Here is a 23,525-nt window from a genome sequence, read left to right as displayed (position 1 = left end):
ATTTCCTAAAAAAATCAAGTATAAAAATTCTCTATAAAATGCTTGAAATGATAGGCTTTTTTAACTTCTTTTATACTATATATTCATTTTATTTTCCATTAGTAATCTAGATTAAAAGAAAAAATAACGATATTTCGAAGGTTTCATGATAAAATAATATACGTGATTACAATAGGTAGGGAACTGACCATGTTGTAGTCTATTCATGTTTTTACTAATAAATTGTTTTATAGCTTGCTATAAACGGTTCAATTATTTTATATTAAGTAGCCATCTTGCGTCGATGTATATTTCGTAGCTAGTATGGAATTAAAGGTAGGTGACATCATGGGTAAAATTATTACTGTTGCTAACCAAAAAGGTGGAGTTGGAAAAACAACTACATCAGTCAATCTTGGCTCTTGTTTAGCATATATCGGAAAAAGTGTGCTATTAGTAGATATTGATCCACAAGGAAATGCTACTAGTGGTGTAGGTATTGAAAAAGCTGATGTTGATCATTGTATCTATGATGTGTTAGTCGATGATCTTGAAGCAAGTATGGTGATAAAACAGACAAATGTTGAGAATTTGGATGTTATTCCTGCAACGATTCAGTTAGCTGGAGCAGAAATAGAACTTGTTTCTACTATTTCCAGAGAAGTGAGATTGAAAAGGGCATTAGATGAAGTCAAACAAAACTATGACTATGTTTTAATAGATTGTCCACCTTCTTTAGGATTATTAACGATTAACGCATTAACAGCATCAGATGCAGTATTGATTCCAGTTCAATGTGAATATTACGCTTTAGAAGGATTAAGTCAGTTATTAAATACTGTTCGACTTGTCCAAAAGCATTTAAATCATGATTTAGCAATTGAAGGTGTATTGCTAACAATGCTAGATGCTAGAACTAACCTAGGTCTGCAAGTTATTGAAGAAGTTAAAAAGTATTTCCAAGATAAAGTATATAAAACAATTATCCCTAGAAATATTCGCTTATCAGAAGCACCGAGTCATGGCGAACCAATAATTATTTATGATCCAAAATCACGTGGTGCCGAAGTTTATTTGGACCTTGCGAAGGAAGTGGTTACTAGTGGCTAAAGGACTTGGAAAAGGATTAGATGCCTTCTTTCCTAAAATGGATGCAGAGAAGGAAGAAAATGTTCAAGAAATAAGCCTAAGTGAATTGCGACCAAACCCTTATCAGCCTAGAAAATTTTTTGATGAGGAAGCAATTGAAGAATTGAAGCTTTCTATCATCGAACATGGCATTCTTCAACCAATCATTGTGCGAAAAAGTATTAAAGGCTATGAGATAGTAGTAGGGGAACGTAGATATCGTGCAGCGAAAGAAGCTAAGCTAGAAACAGTTCCAGCAGTTGTACGCCAATTATCAGAACAGCAAATGATGGAATTAGCAGTACTCGAAAACCTTCAAAGAGAAGATTTATCACCTATTGAAGAAGGGCATGCTTATCAAACCCTAATGAAGAAATTGAAGCTTACACAAGAGGAACTAGCAAAACGATTAGGGAAAAGTAGACCCCATATTGCTAACCATGTTCGATTATTATCTCTTCCAAAGGCTGTGCAAAACTATATTTCTGACGGTAAAATATCAATGGGACATGGAAGAGCTTTATTAGGATTGAAAAATAAAGATAAACTTCCAGCGATTGTGGACAAAATTATAAAAGATGGATTAAATGTACGCCAGCTTGAACAATTAATCCAGCACTTAAATGAGAATGTTTCACGTGAAACACAGAAAGAAAAACCACCCGTGAAAAATGTTTTTCTTAAAGAGCAGGAGTCTTTTCTTCGTGAGAGATTTGGAACTACTGTTCATATTAAGCAAAAGAAAAACAAGGGGAAAATCGAAATCGAATTTTTCTCAGAGGAAGATTTATCAAGAATCCTTCAATTGTTTGAAATAGAAAATGAAGATTGAAAAATAGCCTACGAAAGGGAAGTTTACAAAAATATTTGTGAACAACACCTTTTTTAGGCTATTTTTTATTAGGAAAGATATTAAACTGTTTCTTCCTTCACCTGGTATTCCTGTAATTTTGCGGAATGCATATAACGAAGACTCGTATGGTAAATACCCTTTGAAATAATTTTTGCCATGTTTAATACAAGGCTTAATCTAGTATTCTGAAGAACTAAAAATTCCATAAACCCACTAATATTAACGATTCCAGTAATATGAATATTCCCTACAGGGGGAAGCTCCTTTTTAACACCACTTCCTGGTTTTACAGGACCATCTCCAATTTGGATGACTCCGACGCTTTTCATTCTACCTAGGCAGGCATCGATACCAATAATATAGGGATTTCGATGTATATCATGTATTTCCTTTAATTTATCTTCTAAATTAAGTGCATGAATTGGATCGTCTAATGTTCCATAAACATGAAAAGGAGATATATTCTTTTCGCTTAATAATGTACCAATAAGCGGACCCAATGAATCTCCAGTAGAACGATCAGTTCCAATACAAATAAAGACAATTGGTTGTGTAGCTGAAACGGATGGTAAATGTTTAGATAATGAATCTGCAATCTTAAATGCTGCTAATTGTTCATCATGAGCTACTCTAATGGGAAGTTCATTCTTTTCGAAAAGGCTGGAATATAAGGTCATTGAATCTACTCCTTCATCATTTAGGATTCGATAAAATCTATAGGAGAAAGCAGTTAGTATGTTTTGTTTAGATTCTGTTTAAGCCTATCAACTAAGATGGAAATCTATCGAACCATTAGTTGTTTTTAAGCATAGTTATTGTAGTATTCAGTATATGGAAAAGAGGCAAATTCTATACATGGACATAAAAATAAGGGACAAAAGAGCGATACAAGAAGAGTGTATGTCATCATAATAAGGGCAAAAGTCCTGTGTCTTTTTGGAAACTTACTACTACAAAGCATGTAGAAAAACTGTTAAAATAAACTTACCCAATATAAAGGGTCTTGAAGAGTAAAATAGAAAAATTGTTAGTATTATTTTTCTTCCCTTAAAAATAGGAGAGTACTATTTCTTTTCTTGTTTGTATGAACAGATGAAAAAAAGAAAATAATTTAGTAGAAGTTTAAATTTAGAGGTGCCTAGATGGATGAGAATATAAAAGAAAGTATAGATAATCTCATGAATGAGAATTTGTGGAGTAATCTTGGATTTGGAGCACTAAAGCTTATCCTTATTTTTCTAATTAGTGGCATCATCATTAGAATAGGGAAAGCGGCAATAAGAAATATATTTAAAGTAAGAACCCACTCCGCATTACGAGTATCGGAAAGAAGAGAAGCAACATTAATTAAACTTTTAGAAAATACCATTACTTATGTGGTGTATTTTATTGCTATTATGATGGCATTATCTGTTTTTAATATTGATGTGAAAGCATTGTTAGCTGGAGCGGGAATTGTTGGTCTTGCTGTTGGGTTTGGCGCTCAAAGTCTTGTAAAAGACATTATTACTGGATTTTTTATTATCTTTGAAGATCAATTTTCTGTTGGTGACCAAGTGCGCATCGGTACCTATGAGGGCGTTGTAGAGGAAATTGGCTTAAGAACAACAAAGATAAAAGGTTTTACTGGGGAAGTAAATATTATTCCAAACGGAAGCATAATTGAAGTAACTAATTTTTCCATTAATAATAGTAAAGCAATTGTTGATGTGAGTATTTCCTATCAAGGAGATATAAATCGAGCGGAAAAGGTAATACAGGAACTGATTGAAAAGTTACCTGAGCAATACGAGGATATTGTCGGTGTTCCAGAATTGTTAGGAGTCCAAAATATTCAAGCGGCAGAAGTAACTATTCGTGTAGTAGCAGAAACGTTGCCAATGAAGCATCATGCCATTGCAAGGATATTAAGAAAAGAAATAAAGAATGTTTTAGATGAAAATGGAATAGAAAGTCCTGTTCCCAAATTAGTTATGTATTCACAACCACAATAATATCTTCAAGGAGGCAATATGGAACAGAAAGAATTCGGTCTAAATGATGTAGTAGAGATGAAAAAAGCCCATCCTTGCGGTACAAATCGCTGGAAAATAATTCGGTTAGGAATGGACATTCGTATTAAGTGTGAAGGTTGCGAGCACAGTGTCCTTATTCCAAGAAGAGAGTTTTCAAGAAAAATGAAAAAAGTTTTAGTGAAGCATGAACAAGAATAGATTGGAAAAAGCTTTATCGTAGGAAATACAAAGCAGACGGAATACACGTAGACTTCTATGGGAGCTGCGAGGAGAAAGCCCAAGACCCCGCAGGAACGAGGAGGCATGGCGCTCCCCCTTTGGAAAGCGAAGTGTATTCAGTATGCGGTGATCACCACAAACCTTCTTTCTTAAAATGAATAAAACCCCGTACGATTATACGAACTTTTCTTAGCATGTACGTATAATCGTACGGGGTTATTTGTTTGAAAATACTTATGTTTCAGCTTCTTTTAAGTGGAAGGAGAAGGAAGACTACTTGTCTTTTTCCCTCGTTAAAACTATAATTGTTAGAGGTTTATAATAATAATGAAATTACTTTCTATTTTGTACGATAGAAGTAGAAAGTTTATATAAGGGAGTGGCATAATGGCGTTAACTGCTGGAATAGTTGGTTTACCTAACGTTGGTAAATCTACATTATTTAATGCAATTACACAAGCTGGTGCAGAATCAGCAAACTATCCGTTCTGTACGATTGATCCAAACGTCGGAATTGTAGAAGTACCAGATCAACGTTTAACAAAATTAACAGAATTAGTACAACCGAAAAAAACAGTACCTACTACTTTTGAATTTACAGATATTGCCGGAATTGTAAAAGGGGCAAGTAAAGGGGAAGGTCTTGGTAATAAATTCTTATCTCATATTCGTGAAGTAGATGCTATTTGCCAAGTAGTACGTTGTTTTGCAGATGATAATATTACCCATGTATCTGGAAAAGTAGATCCTATTTCTGATATAGAAACAATCAATTTAGAGCTGATTCTGGCTGATTTAGAATCTGTAGAAAAAAGAATTGGCCGAGTTGGTAAAATGGCGAAGCAAAAAGATAAAGAAGCTGTTGCTGAATTAGAAGTGTTAGAATTATTAAAAGCTGCTTTTGAAGAGGAAAAACCTGCTAGAACAGTAGAATTTACAGATGAACAGGCGAAAATTGCTAAGGGACTGCATCTTTTAACTATTAAACCTGTATTGTATGTTGCAAATGTAGGCGAAGATGAAATCGCTGATGCAGCGAATAATGAATATGTAAAGCTTGTGAAAGAATTTGCTGCAAATGAAAATGCAGAAGTAATTGTCATTTGTGCAAAAATCGAAGAAGAAATTGCAGAGCTTGAAGGGGAAGAAAAGGAAATGTTCCTTCAAGAGCTTGGAATCGAAGAGTCTGGTTTAGATCAGCTAATTCGTGCTGCTTACCATCTTCTTGGACTTGCAACATACTTTACTGCTGGTGTACAAGAAGTACGTGCCTGGACATTTGTACAGGGAATGAAAGCACCACAATGTGCAGGGATTATTCACTCAGATTTCGAAAGAGGCTTTATCCGCGCGGAAACTGTTTCTTATGATGATTTATTAACGAGTGGAAATATGGTTGCTGCTAAGGAAGCTGGGAAAGTCCGCTTAGAAGGAAAAGAATATGTAGTTAGAGACGGAGACATTATTCATTTCCGTTTCAACGTATAATGCAATAAGTAGTAAAAGGTCACTCATAAAAAGATTAATGAGCTCTTTTCATTTCAATTGAAAAAGAGGCTGGTTAATCTTTTTTGGGTGGTTTTTTAATTTTATAGGGGGAGATCGGATAGGATGTTTCTAAAGTGCTGTCATTTTTAAAAAGGGAGTGGAAAGAAATAAATGTACATTCTTTTTACATTTATTTAAAATTCCCCAAGTATTGTAGTGGTAAAATTAAATTAACTTAAAACAGCATGATAAAAGGGAGTGAAGTTTTTGAAAATCGCGATTTTTTCAGACACTTATTTTCCTCAAGTGAATGGTGTTGCCCAAACATTAAAGAGACTAACTAATCATTTGGAAAAAAAGCAAATATCCTATCAAGTATATTCTCCAGAAAACAAAACTTCTTCTACATATCCTAATATCAACCAATTTCCGAGTCTTCCATTTTTTCTTTATCCGGAGTGTCGAACTGTAATAGCTAATCCTAAGAAAATAGAAAAAAATTTAAAGCAGTTTAAACCAGATCTTATCCATCTAGCAACACCATATATGATGGGATTATATGGGATGTTTGCTGCCAAAAAGTTAGATATCCCTGTTGTATCATCTTACCATACTAATTTTGATCAATATCTTAAATATTACCATGCCTCCTTGTTAGAGCCATTTTTATGGAAATATTTAAAATGGTTCCACCAATCAACCGAAAAAATATTTGTTCCAAGCAAAGACACACAAAGAAAATTGGAGTCGTTACATTTTAGTGACTTAAAAGTTTGGGGAAGGGGAATTGATTCCAAGTTATTTAAGCCTAATACAGAAGCTAATGAACAAATTAAGAAAAAATACCGAATCAAAGAAAAACATATTTTATTGTATGTAGGTAGATTAGCTCCAGAGAAAGACCTAGAAACATTAAATAAGATCATTAATAGGACCTCTAATATAAATAATTCGGTCCATTGGTTAATAGTGGGGGATGGGCCAAATAAGGAGGCTTGGAGAGAAAAGGAACAAGAACAAAAAAACATTACCTTGACCGGTTATATAAAGGGGAAAGAATTGGCAATGATATATGCAGGAGCAGACCTTTTTGTTTTCCCATCTTATACAGAAACTTTCGGCAATGTCGTGTTAGAAGCTATGTCTAGCGGAACGCCAGCGATTGTTTCCAATGCCGGTGGTGTAAAAGATTTTGTCATTAATATGGTAAATGGAAAAATATGCGAAAAGCAAAATGCTGAGAGCTTTGTTCAAGCAATTAGTAAATTATTAGCGGATGAAACGATGCGATTACGGATGGGGATAGAAGCTAGAAATTATGCGTTAACGCAATCATGGGATACTATTTTTGAAGGACTATTAAGCGATTACTATGAAGTGATATATTCTCGTCAGAAGCTAAATGAAAAGTATGCTTAAAAGTAAGTATACTCATACCTTAGATAGTTTACAGGAATATGCAAAATAAATAAGAAGTGACTATTTTTAGTACATTGCTATTTATTATGAAGTATGCTATACTTTTACATTGTGAGTAATGTATAATTGCTCCTTGCCCAATAATGGGCCGTCTAGACCAAAAGGAGGTGAAAGTGATGAAAAAGTACGAAATTATGTACATCATCCGTCCAAATATTGAAGATGAGGCTAAGAAAGCTCTTGTTGAGCGTTTCAACGCTATCCTTACAGATAATGGAGCGGAATTAGCAGAAGCAAAAGAGTGGGGTAAACGTCGTCTTGCATATGAAATCAATGATTTCCGCGATGGTTACTATCAATTAGTAAAAATTAACGCTGCACCTGTAGCGGTTGAAGAATTCTCTCGTTTAGCTAAGATCAACGAAGATATCATTCGCCACATCGTAGTTAAAGAAGAAGCAAAATAATATATAAATAGTGTTTCACGTGAAACATTTAAAATGGAAGGGAGTTGAAACTGATGATGAATCGGGTAGTTCTTGTTGGCCGTCTAACGAAGGATCCAGATCTACGTTATACACCGAGTGGAGTTGCTGTTGCATCTTTCACACTTGCAGTAAACCGTACGTTTACAAACCAGCAAGGAGAAAGAGAAGCGGACTTTATTAACTGTGTTATTTGGAGAAAACCAGCAGAAAACGTAGCTAATTTCTTGAAAAAAGGAAGTTTAGCAGGTGTTGATGGTCGTATTCAAACTCGTAGCTATGATGGACAAGACGGAAAACGCGTGTATGTAACAGAAGTATTAGCAGAAAGTGTTCAGTTCTTAGAACCTAGAAACAGCTCTGGTAATAATAGAAGTGACAACATGAATTATGGGGCACCAAGAGAACAAGATAATCCTTTTGGAGGATCAAATAATTATCAGAATCAGCGACCTCAAACAAATAGAAACAATCAAGATTATACAAGAGTGGATGAAGATCCATTTGCAAATAGCGGACAAATCGATATTTCAGATGACGATTTACCATTCTAAAAACTAGTTTTGATAATAAAAAGGAGGTTAATCTCATGGCAATGGGTGGACGCAGAGGTGGCCGTGCTAAGCGTCGTAAAGTATGTTACTTTACAGCTAACGGTATCACTAACATCGATTATAAAGATGTAGACTTACTTAAAAAATTCATCTCAGAACGCGGTAAAATTTTACCTCGTCGTGTAACTGGTACAAGCGCTAAATACCAACGTAAATTAACGATTGCTATTAAACGTGCACGTACTATGGCTTTACTACCATACGTAAGTGGAGAATAATTAGCCTATAAAAAACCCTATTAGACTTTTGTTTAATAGGGTTTTTGTATTATATTAAAGGGGAAATAGTCTATATATGTACTATTTCTATATCACTCCCTTATTTGTATCATCTAAGGATTATGTGAAGTTTCTTCTTTTCTATAAACATAAATGTTTTTCTTCCTACTCCTCTTATTTCTTCTAATTAACTTCATTGAAGAAGAGAAGGAATGGTAGTAAAATACTAGTTAAGGGTGTAAACCCCTTCCTCATAAAAACTATTTCGAAAAATGGGTAAAAGGCCAATCAAGTTTTAGAAAGCGAATGTTCTAAGGTTACAGAAGTTTGCGAATAAAAAAATTGAAAATTGAAATGTATTTCATCTCTTATTTTAAGTAACAGATAGGGGGATAGACCTTTTTATATTTTAATTTAGTTTTATGGGGTATAATATTATCAGGTTTAATGAATACATAGTAAGGATTATTTGAAAATCTCACGAGTTTTAGGAGGAGAAAAATTGCCTACTTTTTTAGAGAAAGGGTCCATACGGTATCCATTAATATGCTTAATAGGTATTACCACTATCATGCTTGGAATCCTCTCTTTTTATAACTGGGTATTTTCCTTAATTGGGTTATTCCTTTTTGCAATTCCTTTTTATTTTATTTTACGAATGGATAGTCGTCAAAAAAAGGAAACAGAAGAGTATATAACCACTCTCTCTTACCGCGTTAAAAAAGTGGGGGAAGAGGCATTAATGGAAATGCCAATAGGAATTATGCTTATAAATGATGATTATTATATTGAATGGACAAATCCCTTTTTAGCATCTTGTTTTACAGAGGATACACTTGTAGGAAGATCTTTGTATGATGTTTCTCCATCGATTATTCCTTTAATTAAGCAAGAAGTAGAAACGGAAATCATTACATTGCATGAAAGAAAGTTCCGTGTTATTCATAAAGTGGAAGAGCGCTTATTATACTTTTTTGATGTTACAGAACAAACAGAGATCGAGAAGCTTTATGAAGATGAACGTACTGCCATTGCAATTATCTTTTTAGACAATTATGATGATTTAACACAAGGTATGGATGATCAAGCAAGAAGTAGCATTAATAATAGTGTTACAGCAATTTTAAATAAATGGGCTACAGATAATGGCGTCTTATTAAAACGGATTTCTTCTGATCGGTTCATTGCTATTTTTAATGAACATATTCTACAAAGCTTGGAAAAAGGGAAATTCACCATACTAGACGATGTTCGAGAATTAACTACAAAACAGAATGTTCCTTTAACACTAAGTATTGGAGTTGGAGCTGGTGTTTCCTCTTTACCAGAACTAGGGAATATTGCTCAATCTAGTCTTGATTTAGCCTTAGGAAGAGGCGGAGATCAGGTTGCGATTAAGCAACCGAATGGTAAAGTAAAGTTTTATGGAGGCAAAACTAATCCCGTAGAAAAGCGAACAAGAGTAAGAGCAAGGGTCATTTCCCATGCTTTAAAGGAATTAGTGTTAGAAAGTGATAAAGTTATCATAATGGGGCATAAGAATCCTGATATGGATGCAATTGGTGCAGCAATTGGGATACATAAAGTAGCTCAGATGAATCAAAAGGAAGCATATATAGTAATAAACTTTCAAGAAATAGATACAGCTGTTAGAAGATTGATGGAAGAAATTAAAAGGCAAGAGTCTCTGTTTACAAAGTTTATCACGCCTGATCAAGCTTTAGAAATAGCAACTGGCGATACTTTACTAGTAGTGGTAGACACACATAAGCCTTCTTTAGTGATTGAAGAGCACTTATTAAATAAAATAGAAGATGTAGTAGTAATTGACCATCACCGTCGTGGTGAGGAATTTATTGAAAATCCGCTGCTTGTCTATATGGAACCATATGCTTCTTCAACGGCAGAACTTGTTACAGAATTACTAGAATATCAGCCGAAAAGTGTTAAAATTGAAATGTTGGAAGCAACGGCCCTTTTAGCTGGGATCATTGTTGATACGAAAAGCTTTACTCTTAGAACAGGAGCACGGACATTCGATGCAGCTTCTTATTTGCGAGGACAGGGCGCAGATACAGTACTTGTACAAAAATTCCTAAAAGAAGACATTGAAAACTATGTTAAAAGAGCGAAAATTATCGAAAATGTGCAATTCTATAAAGAAGGAATTGCAATAGCCATAGCGAAGGAAGAAGAAGCTGTCGATGGCGTGTTAATTGCACAGACGGCTGACACTCTATTAACAATGGATGGTATTATTGCCTCCTTTGTAATAGCGCCTAGAGGGGAAACGATGATTGGGATAAGTGCTCGTTCTTTAGGAGAAATTAATGTTCAAATTATTATGGAAAGTCTACATGGTGGTGGCCATTTAACAAATGCAGCTACACAGCTTTCAAATATGCCAATGGAAGAAGTAGAGGCAAGGCTAAAATTAGCAATTGATGAGTATTTTGAAGGGAGAAGAAAAGAATGAAAGTAATTTTTCTAAAAGATGTAAAAGGTAAAGGAAAAAAAGGAGAAGTTAAAAACGTTGCTGATGGTTATGCACATAACTTTCTTTTAAAACAAGGCTTAGCTGTAGAAGCTAATGCTTCAGCGGTTAGCACGTTGAATGCTCAAAAGAAAAAAGAAGAGAAACAAGCAATTGAAGAGCTAAATCAAGCAAAAGAATTAAAAGAAAAACTAGAAAAAGTAACTGTTGAACTGCATGCAAAATCTGGTGAGGGCGGCAGATTGTTTGGATCGATTACAAGCAAGCAAATTGCAGATGAATTAAACAAAAAACATCAAATCAAAATTGATAAAAGAAAAATTGAGTTAAATGATGCAATTCGTTCACTAGGAGTTACAAAGGTTCCAGTGAAGCTTCACCATGAAGTGTCAGCAACATTAAATGTACATGTGAAAGAATTAAGCTAATATTGGAAGTTCCATTTAGCGCTAAACATGTTAAAATAGAATAAGCTTAAGAAAATGTGATGCAGGTTTAACTGGTCACATTTTTTGTTTGACTGTTTTTAATAGGAAACTAGAAAAAAGAGAAAAGGCACAGCTGATACGAAAACACCTTTCTTCAAATGGAAGGACTTTTTGCATAGATTGTTGCTTTTTTAACCTAGGCTATGTTATTAATCATATCCTCTCATTTTAAGGAGGTTTTATAGATTGACCGAAATCTTAAATGATCGAATGCCCCCTCAAAATATTGAGGCAGAACAAGCTGTATTAGGGGCTATATTTCTTGAACCACAAAGCTTAACATTAGCTTCTGAAATTCTGATACCAGAAGATTTTTATAGAGGTGCACATCAAAGAATCTATTCGACAATGCTTAAATTAAGTGATGAAGGAAAAGCAGTCGATTTAATTACAGTAACATCCGAATTAGCCACAACTAATAACTTAGAGGATACGGGCGGAGTTAGCTATTTAAGTGAACTAGCGGCTTCTGTGCCGACCGCTGCCAATATAGAGTACTATGCAAAGATCGTAGAAGAAAAGTCTTTGCTTCGCCGATTGATTCGAACAGCAACAAACATCGCACAGGATGGATATTCACGTGAAGATGAAGTAGAAGCTTTATTAAGTGAAGCAGAAAAGAATATTTTAGAAGTAGCGCAACGGAAAAATGCTGGAGCATTTCATAATATTAAAGATGTTCTTGTTCGGACATATGATAATATTGAAGAAATGCATAATCGCAAAGGCGATATAACCGGGATAGCAACAGGATTTGCTGAACTTGATAAAATGACAGCTGGATTTCAGCGAAATGACTTAATTATTGTTGGAGCAAGACCATCGGTTGGTAAAACAGCCTTTGCCTTAAATATCGCTCAGAATGTTGCTGTAAAAACAGGCGAAAATGTAGCGATTTTTAGTTTGGAGATGGGGGCAGAGCAGCTTGTAATGCGTATGCTTTGCGCAGAAGGGAATATAGATGCCCAGCGTTTACGTACTGGATCATTGACAGACGAGGACTGGGGCAAGCTTACAATGGCAATGGGAAGCTTATCCAATGCTGGTATTTTCATTGATGATACACCAGGGGTAAAGATTACCGATATAAGAGCGAAATGCCGCCGTTTAAAACAGGAACATGGCTTAGGAATGATATTAATTGATTACCTACAGCTAATCTTGGGAAGTGGACGAGCAGGTGAAAATAGACAGCAAGAGGTATCGGAAATTTCTCGTTCTTTAAAACAGCTTGCTCGTGAGCTTCAAGTACCTGTAATTGCCTTGTCACAGCTCTCACGTGGTGTAGAACAAAGACAAGATAAGCGCCCGATGATGTCCGATATCAGGGAATCAGGAAGTATTGAGCAGGATGCAGATATTGTAGCCTTCTTATACCGTGATGACTACTATGATAAGGAATCAGAAAGTAAGAATATTATCGAAATCATTATTGCTAAACAGCGTAACGGTCCAACTGGAACTGTACAGCTAGCCTTTGTAAAGGAATACAATAAATTCGTAAACCTAGAACGGCGTTTTGAAGATGGAGCGATGCCAACTGGAGCATAGCAAAAAAAGATTAGTAGATTTCAAACTACTAATCTTTTTTTATGCTATTTTTAGATGGATAAAAAGCGTTAGTAAAAGTAAATACTACTAATTTAGGTCAAATAATCTATCTAATTTTACGAACATAACATTAATTAAATAAAAAGATTGTTCGTGTTTGATTGACTTTTATGTTAAAAAGTTGGTAAAATAGGAATGTTTGATTAAGGATATAATAAAAAGATATAGAAACCTGTGGAGGTGCTCTAGGATATGTCATCAGTAGTGGTGGTAGGAACGCAATGGGGAGACGAAGGAAAAGGTAAGATTACCGATTTCCTATCTGAAAATGCAGAAGTGATTGCACGTTACCAGGGTGGTAACAATGCAGGTCACACAATTAAGTTTAATGGCGAAACATATAAATTACACTTAATTCCATCTGGGATATTTTATAAAGAAAAAATTAGTGTTGTTGGAAACGGAATGGTTGTTGATCCAAAGGCAATCATTGAAGAATTAAAATACTTACATGATCGTAATGTCAATACAGATAACTTAAGAATTAGTAATCGTGCCCATGTCATTCTTCCATATCATTTAAAATTAGATGAAGTAGAGGAAGAAAGCAAAGGTGCTAATAAAATTGGTACAACGAAAAAAGGAATTGGGCCAGCTTATATGGATAAAGCTGCACGTATTGGTATCCGTATTGCTGATTTATTAGATAGAGAAGTATTTGAAGAAAAACTTGCAAGAAACTTAGTTGAAAAAAATCGTCTATTAGAGCGTATTTATGAAACGGAAGGCTTTAAATTAGAAGATATTTTAAATGAGTATTATGAGTATGGGCAACAAATTAAGAAATATGTTTGTGACACTTCTGTTGTTCTAAATGATGCTTTAGATGAAGGTCGCAGAGTTCTTTTTGAAGGTGCTCAAGGGGTAATGCTTGATATTGACCAAGGTACTTATCCGTTTGTTACTTCTTCTAACCCAGTCGCTGGAGGCGTAACAATTGGTTCTGGTGTAGGTCCAACGAAAATTAAACATGTAGTTGGTGTATCAAAGGCGTATACAACAAGAGTTGGTGACGGTCCTTTCCCAACAGAATTAAATAATGATATTGGACATCAAATTAGAGAAGTTGGTCGTGAATATGGAACAACTACTGGTAGACCACGTCGTGTTGGGTGGTTTGACAGTGTAGTTGTTCGCCATGCTCGTCGTGTTAGCGGTATTACAGATCTTTCTTTAAATTCTATTGATGTTTTAACAGGAATTGAAACATTAAAAATTTGTGTTGCTTATAAATATAAAGGTGAAGTGATGGAGGAGTTCCCAGCAAGCCTTAAAGTACTTGCAGAATGTGAACCAGTATATGAAGAGCTACCAGGCTGGACAGAAGATATTACTGGCTGTAAAACACTAAGTGAGCTTCCTGCTAATGCACGTCATTATTTAGAAAGAGTTGCACAGTTGACAGGTATTCCATTGTCTATTTTCTCTGTAGGTCCAGACCGTACACAAACAAATGTTGTACACAGCCCATGGAGACAAAACTAATCATCATAATAAAGGCCGTTCTTAGAACGGCCTTTAATTAAGCAGATATTTGATTATGTAAGAACCTTGAGATTTTCGTTTGAAAAAGAGGTAACTGGGTATTATTAAATTTTAAATAATTTCGTATGATTTTTAGTTTATTTAAAATCGAGAGCGTAATGGCACGAACTACTTTATAAGAAAAAAGTATGTAAAAATAGTCATTTTAAAAGGAAAAGTAGTTAAAGACAAAATAAAAAAAATTTTTTAAAAAACTTTTAAAAAAAGTATTGCTTTTTATTTTGTTAATATGATAATATAAAAAGCGTCGCAAATGACAAAAACAAACGAGACAGCTCATCTTATATGAGCCATTAGCTCAGTCGGTAGAGCATCTGACTTTTAATCAGAGGGTCGGAGGTTCGAATCCTCCATGGCTCACCATTATAGATATCAATCACGGCCCATTGGTCAAGCGGTTAAGACACCGCCCTTTCACGGCGGTAACACGGGTTCGAATCCCGTATGGGTCATAATATCTTAGTAAAGATATTTCATAGTATAAAATGGTCCGGTAGTTCAGTTGGTTAGAATGCCTGCCTGTCACGCAGGAGGTCGCGGGTTCGAGTCCCGTCCGGACCGCCATTTTTTCTTCCTATGCATTTGCATATTTAATATATATTTTTTATCTAATACATATCGAAGACAAGTAAGAAATTCGACTTTTGCTTAAGTAATTAGAGCTAGTAAGCATTTGTCACAATAGTTTGGCTCAGTAGCTCAGTCGGTAGAGCAAAGGACTGAAAATCCTTGTGTCGGCGGTTCGATTCCGTCCTGAGCCACCTTAATTTTTCATCACAACGAAATAATCGTTGTTTTTTTTATGCCCTATTATTTCCCTGTAAATAACCTTCTATAGAATCGCTTCTATAACAAAATTCCACTAAACATGAAAATTAAGCAACAATTTTATTACAATATAATAGCAAATCGTCTTTCCTTGTATATGTATGTTAAAGTAAATGTATATGTCTTCTTCCTTATGAGTTATGTGAATAAGTAGAAATAGAAGAGCCTATTTAACTTTTAAGAAGATAGAGTAAGTAGAGGCCTATTATAGATAAAAAAAGGACAAGGTAATCCATTCTTTGCAGAAGGATAGCCTTGCCAAAATTAAGGGAAAATGAAACTCATCTATATAGACGATTGTCTAGCATAAAAGGTTTCAAAAAAATGGCTATCTACCGCTTTATTTTTTCCTATAATAAAATAAAGGGCTATCCAATAGTTTGCGATAGGAAAGAAGACATATATAGCAGCCTAGTATGCCTCACAGCGGATAGATAATAATTAAAAATAACAATCCTCCCTAAGAGGGTTTATAATCCAGTATGGAAGGAATGATTCAGTGGGCTAATAGAAAAGCTTCACTGTCTTTTTTATTTGGAGCAGTTTTAGATGGGAAGGGGATAATTATGAAAGACTCTGATTTAGACCCGAGACTATTTAATTCATCTTTAAAGGATATTTTGACTGCTTGTTAATGGGGAATAAGCTTATAATAGAAAAAAAGTGATTATATAAATTTAAAATGGTAAAGTAGACAGTAGAAGTAAACAATAAAAGTATGATATATGACGATAGATAAACTTGATATAAGGAGATTAACTGAATGAATAAAAAGATTTTAGTTGTAGATGATGAAAAACCAATTGCTGATATTTTGCAGTTTAATTTAAAGAAAGAGGGCTTTGAGGTTTATTGTGCTTATGATGGCAATGAGGCTTTGGAAAAGGTGGAAGAGATTCAGCCAGATTTAGTATTGCTAGATATCATGTTGCCGCAAAGAGATGGAATGGAAGTATGCCGTGAAGTCAGAAAGAAATATGAAATGCCGATCATTATGTTAACGGCTAAGGATTCAGAGATAGATAAGGTATTAGGCTTAGAATTAGGAGCAGATGATTACGTAACAAAGCCTTTTAGCACGAGAGAACTGATTGCACGTGTAAAGGCAAATCTTAGACGACATCAGCAAGTTTCTTCTGCTGCAGAAGAAGAGAAAGAATCTAATGAAATTGAGGTTGGTTCACTCATTATTCATCCAGATGCTTATATCGTATCGAAAAGAGGAGAAATGATTGAACTGACTCATCGTGAGTTCGAATTACTATATTATTTAGCAAAACATATCGGACAAGTTATGACAAGAGAGCACTTGCTTCAGACTGTATGGGGTTATGATTATTATGGGGATGTACGCACAGTAGACGTAACCGTAAGAAGGCTAAGAGAGAAAATTGAGGATAATCCTAGTCACCCAACTTGGATCGTAACAAGAAGAGGCGTTGGCTATTACTTAAGAAATCCTGAGCAGGAGTAAATGTATTAATGAAAAAAGTAAGTTTTTTTCGTTCCATTCATTTAAAACTTGTATTAGTTATTGTTTTGCTTATTCTCATTTCTATCCAGATTATCGGCGTCTATTTTGTAAAGACATTGCAGACAACGCTATTGGACAGTTTTAAAATATCAATTCAAGAAAAAGTCAATATTTTATCGATTTATTTAGAAGAGCAGCTTGTAAAGGAAAGAGTTGTGGAAAAGGGCGATGCCACGTTAGAAGATGATATAAAAAGAATTCTAAGTGATAATAATTCATCTGATATTAAAGAAATCAGGGTTGTTGATAGTAATGGCATTATAGTTGGAACTTCTGATCCGGAAAATCAACATTTAGTTGGGCAAAAAATGGTCGATATTTCGGTAAGACGGGTTCTCTCTAATTCTTCACAACCAGATAATCCGATCAAGCAGAAAAATGGAGAAAAAATCTATGAGTTGATTACGCCTATAAAAACAAATGGTGATCAAACAGTCGGAGCCATTTATTTAGTGGGCAAAATTGAAAATGTATATAAACAAATTGATAAGATTAATCAAATCTTTCAAAAAGGAACCATTATCACGTTAGTTGTTACCGCCATTTTAGGAGTGCTATTAGCAAGAACAATTACAAAGCCAATATCCGATATGCAAAAGCATGCTTTCGCCTTATCAAAGGGGAATTTCTCTCGAAAGGTTAAAGTGTATGGGTTTGATGAAATTGGTCAGCTAGCAATCACTTTTAATAATTTGACAAAGAAGCTTCAAGAATCACAGGCAACAACAGAAAGTGAAAGAAGAAAACTCTCTTCTGTTTTAGCCTATATGACAGATGGGGTCATTGCGACAGATAGAAGAGGGCGAATTATCCTTATTAATGAACCAGCTGCAAAGATGTTAGATGTTTCACGTGAAACAGTACTTTCTGAGCCGATTATTAATCTTCTTGATCTAAAAGAAAAATATACATTTGAGGAGTTATTAGAGGAAAGAGAATCGGTTATTTTGGATTATAGTACCCATTATGAGCCCTATATATTACGGGCAAATTTTTCCGTTATCCAAAAAGAGACAGGATTTGTGAATGGTTTAATTACAGTTCTCCATGATATTACCGAACAAGAAAAAATTGATATGGAAAGAAAAGAATTTGTAGCGAATGTTTCCCATGAATTGCGGACACCATTAACGACGATGCGCAGTTATGTGGAGGCATTATATGATGGCGCATGGAAAAATGAAGAATTAGCTCCAAAGTTCCTGAATGTTACGCAAAATGAAACAGAGCGTATGATACGCCTTGTAAATGATTTATTACAGCTTTCCAAATTAGATAGCCGTGATTATCAGCTAAATAAAGAACTGGTTGACTTTATCGTATTTTATAATCGCATTATCGATCGTTTTGAATTGACAAAACAACAAAATGTTATCTTTTTAAGAAAATTACCGAAGAAAGCAGCATTTGTGGAAATTGATGAAGATAAATTGACACAAGTACTAGATAATATCATTTCTAATGCACTGAAGTATTCTCCTGAAGGTGGGAAAATCACTTTTTCTATAAAGGAGCAGGAGCAGCAAATTATTGTAAGTGTATCCGATAATGGTGTTGGTATTCCAAAAGAAAATATCGATAAAATATTTGATCGTTTCTATCGTGTCGATAAAGCGAGAACACGTAAGCTTGGTGGAACAGGACTTGGTCTGGCCATCGCAAAAGAAATGGTAGAAGCACATGGGGGAAGAATTTGGGCATCCAGTAAGGAAGGAAAAGGAACAAAAATATCTTTCACCCTACCGTATATTCAATCTGAAGAGGATGATTGGGGATGAAATATGAAAGTGTAAAAAGCGGCATATTAGTCTTTCTCGTTGCATTAAGTGTGTTATTATATTATCTCCTTTGGACAGACCAAGTTGGAGAATTTGATGCGATTGGTAATAGTAGCTCGACTATGGCACAAGAGAAATTAGGGGATAAAAAGGAAGTAAGTGAAGTAGTAAAACCAGACGAAATTTACCAACACATCGATGGCATACATTATGGTACAATTTCAAAGGCCGAAATAGATGCTATTATCAATAAGCTTAAAGAGTTTGAATATGCAGACTTTCGCAATGTGACTTCAAGTGTTGATGGTATAGCCAATTTCTTAGAAGAACAGGATAATAGTTTAGAAATAAGATTTCCGGGACAAGTCCCTTTTCGTATTTATAAAGATATTTTAAGCATAGACCAAGATAATTCCTTTGATTTTGATACCATTTTGTTTTCTTATAAGGATGGAACTGTTTATTTTCTGTCTAAAGAAACAGAGAAAGTATATGAAACAACGATACATGCAAAAGATTTAGAACAGCTTAATAAATTGAAAGAAAATGTGTATACGGAAAAAACAGTGTATTCCACTTATTTCTCCTATAAACCAAATAATCAGTATTTAATCTACTTGCCAAATGGGAAGAAGGAAGTAAATAAATACAAGTATTTTACGCGACAAATTGAGTCTATTCGTATGAAGAGAGCGTTATTTACTGATCCAAGTATTGCGCAAAAAGAAATTCTAACGAATTGGGAAGAGTATACAGATGATTCGGGGTTATTACGAATATATAAAGATACCCATATTGTTAGCTTCTTTAAACCTTCAGGCATTTCGAATGAAATGACTCAAAATCATATTATTAATAATAGCATCGAGCTGATTAATCAGCGAGGTGGCTGGATTAATGACTATCTCTATGTCGGTCGAGATGAAGATAGAAAAATCACTTTTCGTTTATATAATACAAATGGAATGCCTGTATTTAATTTAAAAACGGAAATATCCGATATTCGATTATACTGGGAAAATAATAAGGCAAAGCGCCTTTTAACAAGTAATTTAGTTATTATCAACACAACTACTCCGTTTGATTTTTCGAAAGAGAATGTCTCATCAGGAGAAGAGGTTTTACAATATCTTCAAAGTAATAAAAAGTTGAAGACAGAAAAACTCCAGAATATTGTGATCGGATACGATATGCAGGTCGATTCGCAAAATATCGTTTCTTTACAGCCAACCTGGTTTTACCAATATGATCATAAATGGTATACCTTATATTCGGAAGGAACAGGGGGCAACTTAGATGGACTGGAGTAAGATAAAGACCATATTTATTATTGCCTTTTTATTATTAGACGTATATTTAATTTATGAATACGTAAAGATCAAGGAATACCAGCGTGCTGATGACTCTACAACAGAGCCACCAACACAAACACTTTCACGATTAGATATTAAATACGATAAAGAGAAACTGCCCGTAAATAATCAAAAGGATCAATATTTATCAGCAAAATCGAAGAAATTTACGGATGATGAGATTAAAAAGCTGGAAAAAGGTCTATTAAGTGGACAAGAAATTATAGTAAGAGATAGTATATACCTTCAGGCGGTTTTAGTAGAACCGATTAGTATTAAAGAAGAGTTTAGTCCAGATGATTTAACGGATTTCCTTCTTAATTCTGTGCTTAACGGTGCAGAGTATCACTTTTGGGAAAAGAAAGGAAATACCATAAAGTATTATCAGCAGCATTCTGGAAAAACATTGTATCGAAACCCTAAAGCAGAGCTTACCTTTAATGTAAATGAAGAGAACAAAATTGTTTCCTATAACCAGACGTATTTGGAAAACATTAAAGAAATGGATGAAGAAGAGCTCATTATCCAGCCCCTAGAGGTGATTCTTAACCTATTTAAAAATAATTTCATCGAAAGTAATTCGTATGTAAGTTTTGTAGAGTTAGGCTATTATACACAGCTTGATACTTCTGCACAGCTGCTTGCACCAACGTGGAAAGTGACCGTGAATGAAGAAGATTTTTATGTGAATGCGCTAGATGGACAAGTTATTCAGCCAGAAACAGAGGAAATGAAAGTGGAGTGAGAGAAAATGCGTTTTAGTGTTCTCGCAAGTGGCAGTACTGGAAATGCCATTTTTGTTGAATCAGGAGAACATTCCTTTTTAGTCGATGCAGGATTAAGCGGAAAGCAAATGGAAGGCTTATTTCAGGGCATTGAACGAAAAATGAGTGATTTAACAGGCATATTAGTGACACATGAGCATAGTGACCATATAAAAGGGGTAGGGATTGTAGCAAGAAAATATAAATTACCTATCTATGCGAATGAAAAAACATGGAAAGCAATGGATCCTTTAATTGGAGAAATTCCGATCGAACAGAAATTTCATTTTGATATGGAAACAGTAAAGACATTTGGTGATTTATCGATTGAATCCTTTGGTGTATCTCATGATGCAGCAGAGCCAATGTTTTATGTTTTCCATGAAGGTGGAAAAAAGCTCGTTCTTATCACAGATACCGGTTATGTAAGTGATCGCATGAAAGGGATTATTTCCAATGCAGATTCGTATGTGTTTGAAAGCAATCATGATGTGCAGATGCTCCGGATGGGTAAGTATCCATGGAATATTAAAAGACGTATTTTAAGTGATGTAGGGCATGTCTGTAATGAGGATGCGGCGATCGCAATGAGCGAAGTTATTGGGGATCGCACAAAGCATATCTATCTCGCTCATTTGAGCTTAGATAATAATATGAAGGACTTAGCGAGGATGTCGGTTGGGCAGACGTTAGAAAGTCGTGGAGTTGGTTTGGGTGAACAGGTTCATTTATTTGATACCGATCCAAGAATACCGACAAAATTAATGGCGATATAAAAGGAAGAAAAAAAGCGGATATTTAGTTATTCGCTTTTTTTACTGGGAAGAACTGAAAGTATGTCAGGAATGCTTTTGGGCATTATATATTATATGGAGAAACTTATTTAAGTTTTTCGTTTGTTTTTTTGAAAAAAAGGAAAAATAATAAGGATATAGGTTAGGAATTATTTTAGAAAAATGTTTTCGGAAAGGAATGAAGCTTGTGGAATATGATTATGGTAATCGGGGAGATGGACCAAAGAGAGGCTCAAGAAAGGGATATTTCTTCTCTGGATTTATTGGTGCGATTATTGGTGCAGTACTGGTATTATTACTAAGTCCACGTTTGATGGATTTAGCAATTTTTCCGGGTAATGAGGATACAGGAAGTTTGGTAAGTAATTCTGAGGGGATAAAAACACAGAATGTTTCGTTGAACGTGGAAACAGATGTAACGAAGGCAGTGGATAAAGCTGCAGATTCGGTTGTCGGTATTACTAATCTACAGTCCTCTAATTTCTGGGCCGACGAAACGACCGCAGAAGAAACTGGTACAGGTTCTGGCGTTATATATAAGAAAAGTGGCGGGAAAGCATATATTGTTACAAATAACCACGTGGTACAAGGGGCAACAGAGCTTGAGGTCACGTTATCAAATGGCAAGAAGATCAGTGCTGAGCTAATTGGTGCTGATATTTGGACCGATTTAGCAGTAGTGGAAGTAGACGCAAGTGAAATCACCAAAGTTGCCGAGTTTGGGAACTCGGATACGTTAAAAGCAGGTGAGCCAGTCATTGCAATTGGAAACCCTCTAGGCCTAACATTTTCAGGATCTGTGACACAAGGGATTATATCTGGATTACAGAGAACCATCCCTGTAGATATAAATGAAGATGGGACACCTGATTGGCAATCGGAAGTTATTCAAACCGATGCAGCAATTAATCCTGGAAATAGCGGTGGTGCCCTTGTTAATATTGAAGGACAGCTTATTGGCATTAACAGCATGAAGATTGCTGAATCTGCTGTAGAGGGAATTGGACTTGCAATTCCCATTAATTCAGCGATTCCGATTATTGAGGACTTAGAGCAGCATGGTGAAGTGCAACGTCCATATATGGGGGTAGAGCTACAATCGGTAATTGATATTCCAGGCTATTATCAGCAAGAAGCATTAAAGTTACCGAATGATGTAACGACAGGTGTAGCGATAAAAGATGTTGCACCAAACTCTCCAGCGCAAAAAGCAGGATTAAAAGAGCTAGATGTTATTGTGGAATTAGATGGAGAAGAAATAGTCGATTTAATTGCTTTAAGAAAGCATTTATATACAGAAAAGAAAATCGGCGATAAGATGGATGTGAAATATTATCGAAACGGAAAGCTAGAAACAACAGAGCTTACGTTATCGGAAGATCAAATGTAATAGGAAGAAGTAGAGCGAAGCATTTTTTTTAGTGCCGCTCTACTTTTTTTGTGTACGAATTTTTTAGACGGGGATACTATAGCTAAATAGAATGTACTCGATGAAAAAATTTTTTCAGAAAATAATGAAGTGCTTATGGATAAGGCTTTATAGGAAAAAGCAGATGAATTTCGTTAGAGTGGTTGCAGTTTTTGGGTAGAATGTTAAGATGGAGTGTGGATAACTAAAAATCAAGTCAAGGAAAAATATTATCCACAATTATTTTTAGAAAAATGAAAATAGCAAGAGGCAAAAGGAGAAGAAAAAATGATTTATAGTTGTGCTGAACACGTTGATATAGCAATAGATTCCGTTGTAAATGAGTATGAAACATTTCCGATTTTGGAACAAATTTCAGAGGAAGAAAAGTTATCAATAACCTGTGAATATTGTAAAAATAACGCCATATATATGGTGGCGAACAAGTGATTCCATACTATATGTGGATTAAAAATGTGGATATGTGGATAAGTTCTGTGGATATCTTGTT

22 protein-coding genes and 4 tRNA genes are annotated in these 23,525 nt (G+C 34.9%); 25 read left to right on the top strand and 1 reads right to left on the bottom strand.

From position 1 onward, the window contains the following. Window positions 1-327 precede the first annotated feature (327 nt). The gene (locus NKG37_RS06270) at window positions 328-1,089 is read left to right on the top strand and encodes a ParA family protein (protein WP_016201479.1); all 762 of its coding nucleotides are present in this window, start codon (window positions 328-330) and stop codon (window positions 1,087-1,089) included. Beyond that, window positions 1,082-1,939 (top strand): ParB/RepB/Spo0J family partition protein, encoded by an 858-nt coding sequence (locus tag NKG37_RS06265; RefSeq protein ID WP_101729010.1) that lies wholly within the window; start codon window positions 1,082-1,084, stop codon window positions 1,937-1,939. The genes NKG37_RS06270 and NKG37_RS06265 overlap by 8 nt, the downstream gene beginning before the upstream one ends. An 80-nt stretch (window positions 1,940-2,019) precedes the next feature. Here NKG37_RS06265 and yyaC read toward each other — a convergent pair whose 3' ends face one another. Beyond that, on the bottom strand, window positions 2,020-2,637 hold the full coding sequence (gene yyaC / locus NKG37_RS06260; protein ID WP_101729009.1) for a spore protease YyaC: 618 nt from the start codon (window positions 2,635-2,637) through the stop codon (window positions 2,020-2,022). A 465-nt stretch (window positions 2,638-3,102) separates the two neighbouring features. Between yyaC and NKG37_RS06255 the strand changes: the two genes are divergently transcribed. From NKG37_RS06255 to NKG37_RS06145, 23 genes are all read left to right on the top strand, one after another. Continuing rightward, window positions 3,103-3,954 carry a mechanosensitive ion channel family protein gene (locus NKG37_RS06255; RefSeq protein ID WP_101729008.1) on the top strand — a complete coding sequence of 284 codons (852 nt, stop codon included), beginning with the start codon at window positions 3,103-3,105 and terminating at the stop codon, window positions 3,952-3,954. Window positions 3,955-3,972: 18 nt separating this feature from the next. Then, window positions 3,973-4,173 (top strand): DUF951 domain-containing protein, encoded by a 201-nt coding sequence (locus NKG37_RS06250; RefSeq protein ID WP_016201483.1) that lies wholly within the window; start codon window positions 3,973-3,975, stop codon window positions 4,171-4,173. Between the two features lie 408 nt (window positions 4,174-4,581). Next, window positions 4,582-5,682: a redox-regulated ATPase YchF gene (gene ychF / locus NKG37_RS06245; RefSeq protein ID WP_016201484.1), complete on the top strand. Its 1,101-nt coding sequence runs from the start codon at window positions 4,582-4,584 to the stop codon at window positions 5,680-5,682. Between the two features lie 267 nt (window positions 5,683-5,949). Beyond that, window positions 5,950-7,101, top strand: coding sequence for a glycosyltransferase family 4 protein (locus NKG37_RS06240; protein ID WP_169189582.1), 1,152 nt, complete (start codon window positions 5,950-5,952; stop codon window positions 7,099-7,101). Window positions 7,102-7,277: 176 nt separating this feature from the next. Continuing rightward, the gene (gene rpsF / locus NKG37_RS06235; RefSeq protein WP_016201486.1) at window positions 7,278-7,568 is read left to right on the top strand and encodes a 30S ribosomal protein S6; all 291 of its coding nucleotides are present in this window, start codon (window positions 7,278-7,280) and stop codon (window positions 7,566-7,568) included. 53 nt (window positions 7,569-7,621) lie between these two features. Beyond that, entirely contained in the window at window positions 7,622-8,140 is a 519-nt protein-coding gene (gene ssb / locus NKG37_RS06230) for a single-stranded DNA-binding protein (protein ID WP_016201487.1), read from the top strand. Between the two features lie 41 nt (window positions 8,141-8,181). After that, window positions 8,182-8,418, top strand: a complete 237-nt coding sequence (gene rpsR, locus NKG37_RS06225; protein ID WP_016201488.1) for a 30S ribosomal protein S18 — start codon at window positions 8,182-8,184, stop codon at window positions 8,416-8,418. Window positions 8,419-8,920: 502 nt separating this feature from the next. Further along, a complete protein-coding gene (locus tag NKG37_RS06220) occupies window positions 8,921-10,894 on the top strand; it encodes a DHH family phosphoesterase (RefSeq protein ID WP_101729005.1) in 1,974 nt (657 codons plus the stop codon). Next, window positions 10,891-11,340 carry a 50S ribosomal protein L9 gene (gene rplI / locus NKG37_RS06215; protein ID WP_101729004.1) on the top strand — a complete coding sequence of 150 codons (450 nt, stop codon included), beginning with the start codon at window positions 10,891-10,893 and terminating at the stop codon, window positions 11,338-11,340. The genes NKG37_RS06220 and rplI overlap by 4 nt, the downstream gene beginning before the upstream one ends. A 246-nt stretch (window positions 11,341-11,586) precedes the next feature. Then, on the top strand, window positions 11,587-12,951 hold the full coding sequence (gene dnaB / locus NKG37_RS06210; RefSeq protein WP_016201491.1) for a replicative DNA helicase: 1,365 nt from the start codon (window positions 11,587-11,589) through the stop codon (window positions 12,949-12,951). A gap of 252 nt (window positions 12,952-13,203) precedes the next feature. After that, window positions 13,204-14,496 carry an adenylosuccinate synthase gene (locus tag NKG37_RS06205; protein WP_016201492.1) on the top strand — a complete coding sequence of 431 codons (1,293 nt, stop codon included), beginning with the start codon at window positions 13,204-13,206 and terminating at the stop codon, window positions 14,494-14,496. Window positions 14,497-14,843: 347 nt separating this feature from the next. Further along, window positions 14,844-14,919 (top strand) — tRNA-Lys (locus tag NKG37_RS06200). Between the two features lie 17 nt (window positions 14,920-14,936). Next, window positions 14,937-15,008: transfer RNA gene (locus tag NKG37_RS06195), tRNA-Glu, on the top strand. Between the two features lie 35 nt (window positions 15,009-15,043). Then, window positions 15,044-15,120 (top strand) — tRNA-Asp (locus NKG37_RS06190). Window positions 15,121-15,244: 124 nt separating this feature from the next. Then, window positions 15,245-15,317 (top strand) — tRNA-Phe (locus NKG37_RS06185). Between the two features lie 549 nt (window positions 15,318-15,866). Beyond that, window positions 15,867-16,019, top strand: a complete 153-nt coding sequence (locus tag NKG37_RS06180; RefSeq protein WP_254415990.1) for a hypothetical protein — start codon at window positions 15,867-15,869, stop codon at window positions 16,017-16,019. 128 nt (window positions 16,020-16,147) lie between these two features. Next, the gene (yycF, locus tag NKG37_RS06175) at window positions 16,148-16,858 is read left to right on the top strand and encodes a response regulator YycF (RefSeq protein WP_016201493.1); all 711 of its coding nucleotides are present in this window, start codon (window positions 16,148-16,150) and stop codon (window positions 16,856-16,858) included. An 8-nt stretch (window positions 16,859-16,866) separates the two neighbouring features. Then, on the top strand, window positions 16,867-18,696 hold the full coding sequence (gene walK, locus NKG37_RS06170; RefSeq protein WP_254415989.1) for a cell wall metabolism sensor histidine kinase WalK: 1,830 nt from the start codon (window positions 16,867-16,869) through the stop codon (window positions 18,694-18,696). Further along, complete coding sequence (gene yycH, locus NKG37_RS06165; RefSeq protein ID WP_254415988.1) at window positions 18,693-20,006, top strand: YycH family regulatory protein; 1,314 nt, start codon at window positions 18,693-18,695, stop codon at window positions 20,004-20,006. Before walK ends, yycH begins: the two co-directional genes overlap by 4 nt. After that, window positions 19,993-20,793, top strand: a complete 801-nt coding sequence (locus tag NKG37_RS06160; protein ID WP_101729001.1) for a two-component system regulatory protein YycI — start codon at window positions 19,993-19,995, stop codon at window positions 20,791-20,793. Before yycH ends, NKG37_RS06160 begins: the two co-directional genes overlap by 14 nt. A 6-nt stretch (window positions 20,794-20,799) precedes the next feature. Continuing rightward, a complete protein-coding gene (locus NKG37_RS06155) occupies window positions 20,800-21,588 on the top strand; it encodes an MBL fold metallo-hydrolase (protein WP_016201497.1) in 789 nt (262 codons plus the stop codon). A 196-nt stretch (window positions 21,589-21,784) separates the two neighbouring features. After that, the gene (locus NKG37_RS06150) at window positions 21,785-22,996 is read left to right on the top strand and encodes a S1C family serine protease (RefSeq protein WP_254415987.1); all 1,212 of its coding nucleotides are present in this window, start codon (window positions 21,785-21,787) and stop codon (window positions 22,994-22,996) included. Window positions 22,997-23,302: 306 nt separating this feature from the next. Further along, window positions 23,303-23,464 (top strand): CxxH/CxxC protein, encoded by a 162-nt coding sequence (locus tag NKG37_RS06145; protein ID WP_254415986.1) that lies wholly within the window; start codon window positions 23,303-23,305, stop codon window positions 23,462-23,464. Window positions 23,465-23,525 lie beyond the last annotated feature (61 nt).

This window comes from Niallia sp. RD1 (genome assembly GCF_024219955.1).
Taxonomy (GTDB): domain Bacteria; phylum Bacillota; class Bacilli; order Bacillales; family Cytobacillaceae; genus Niallia; species Niallia alba.
Note: the sequence above shows the minus strand (reverse complement) of the source record. Positions and strands in the feature narration are given on the sequence as shown.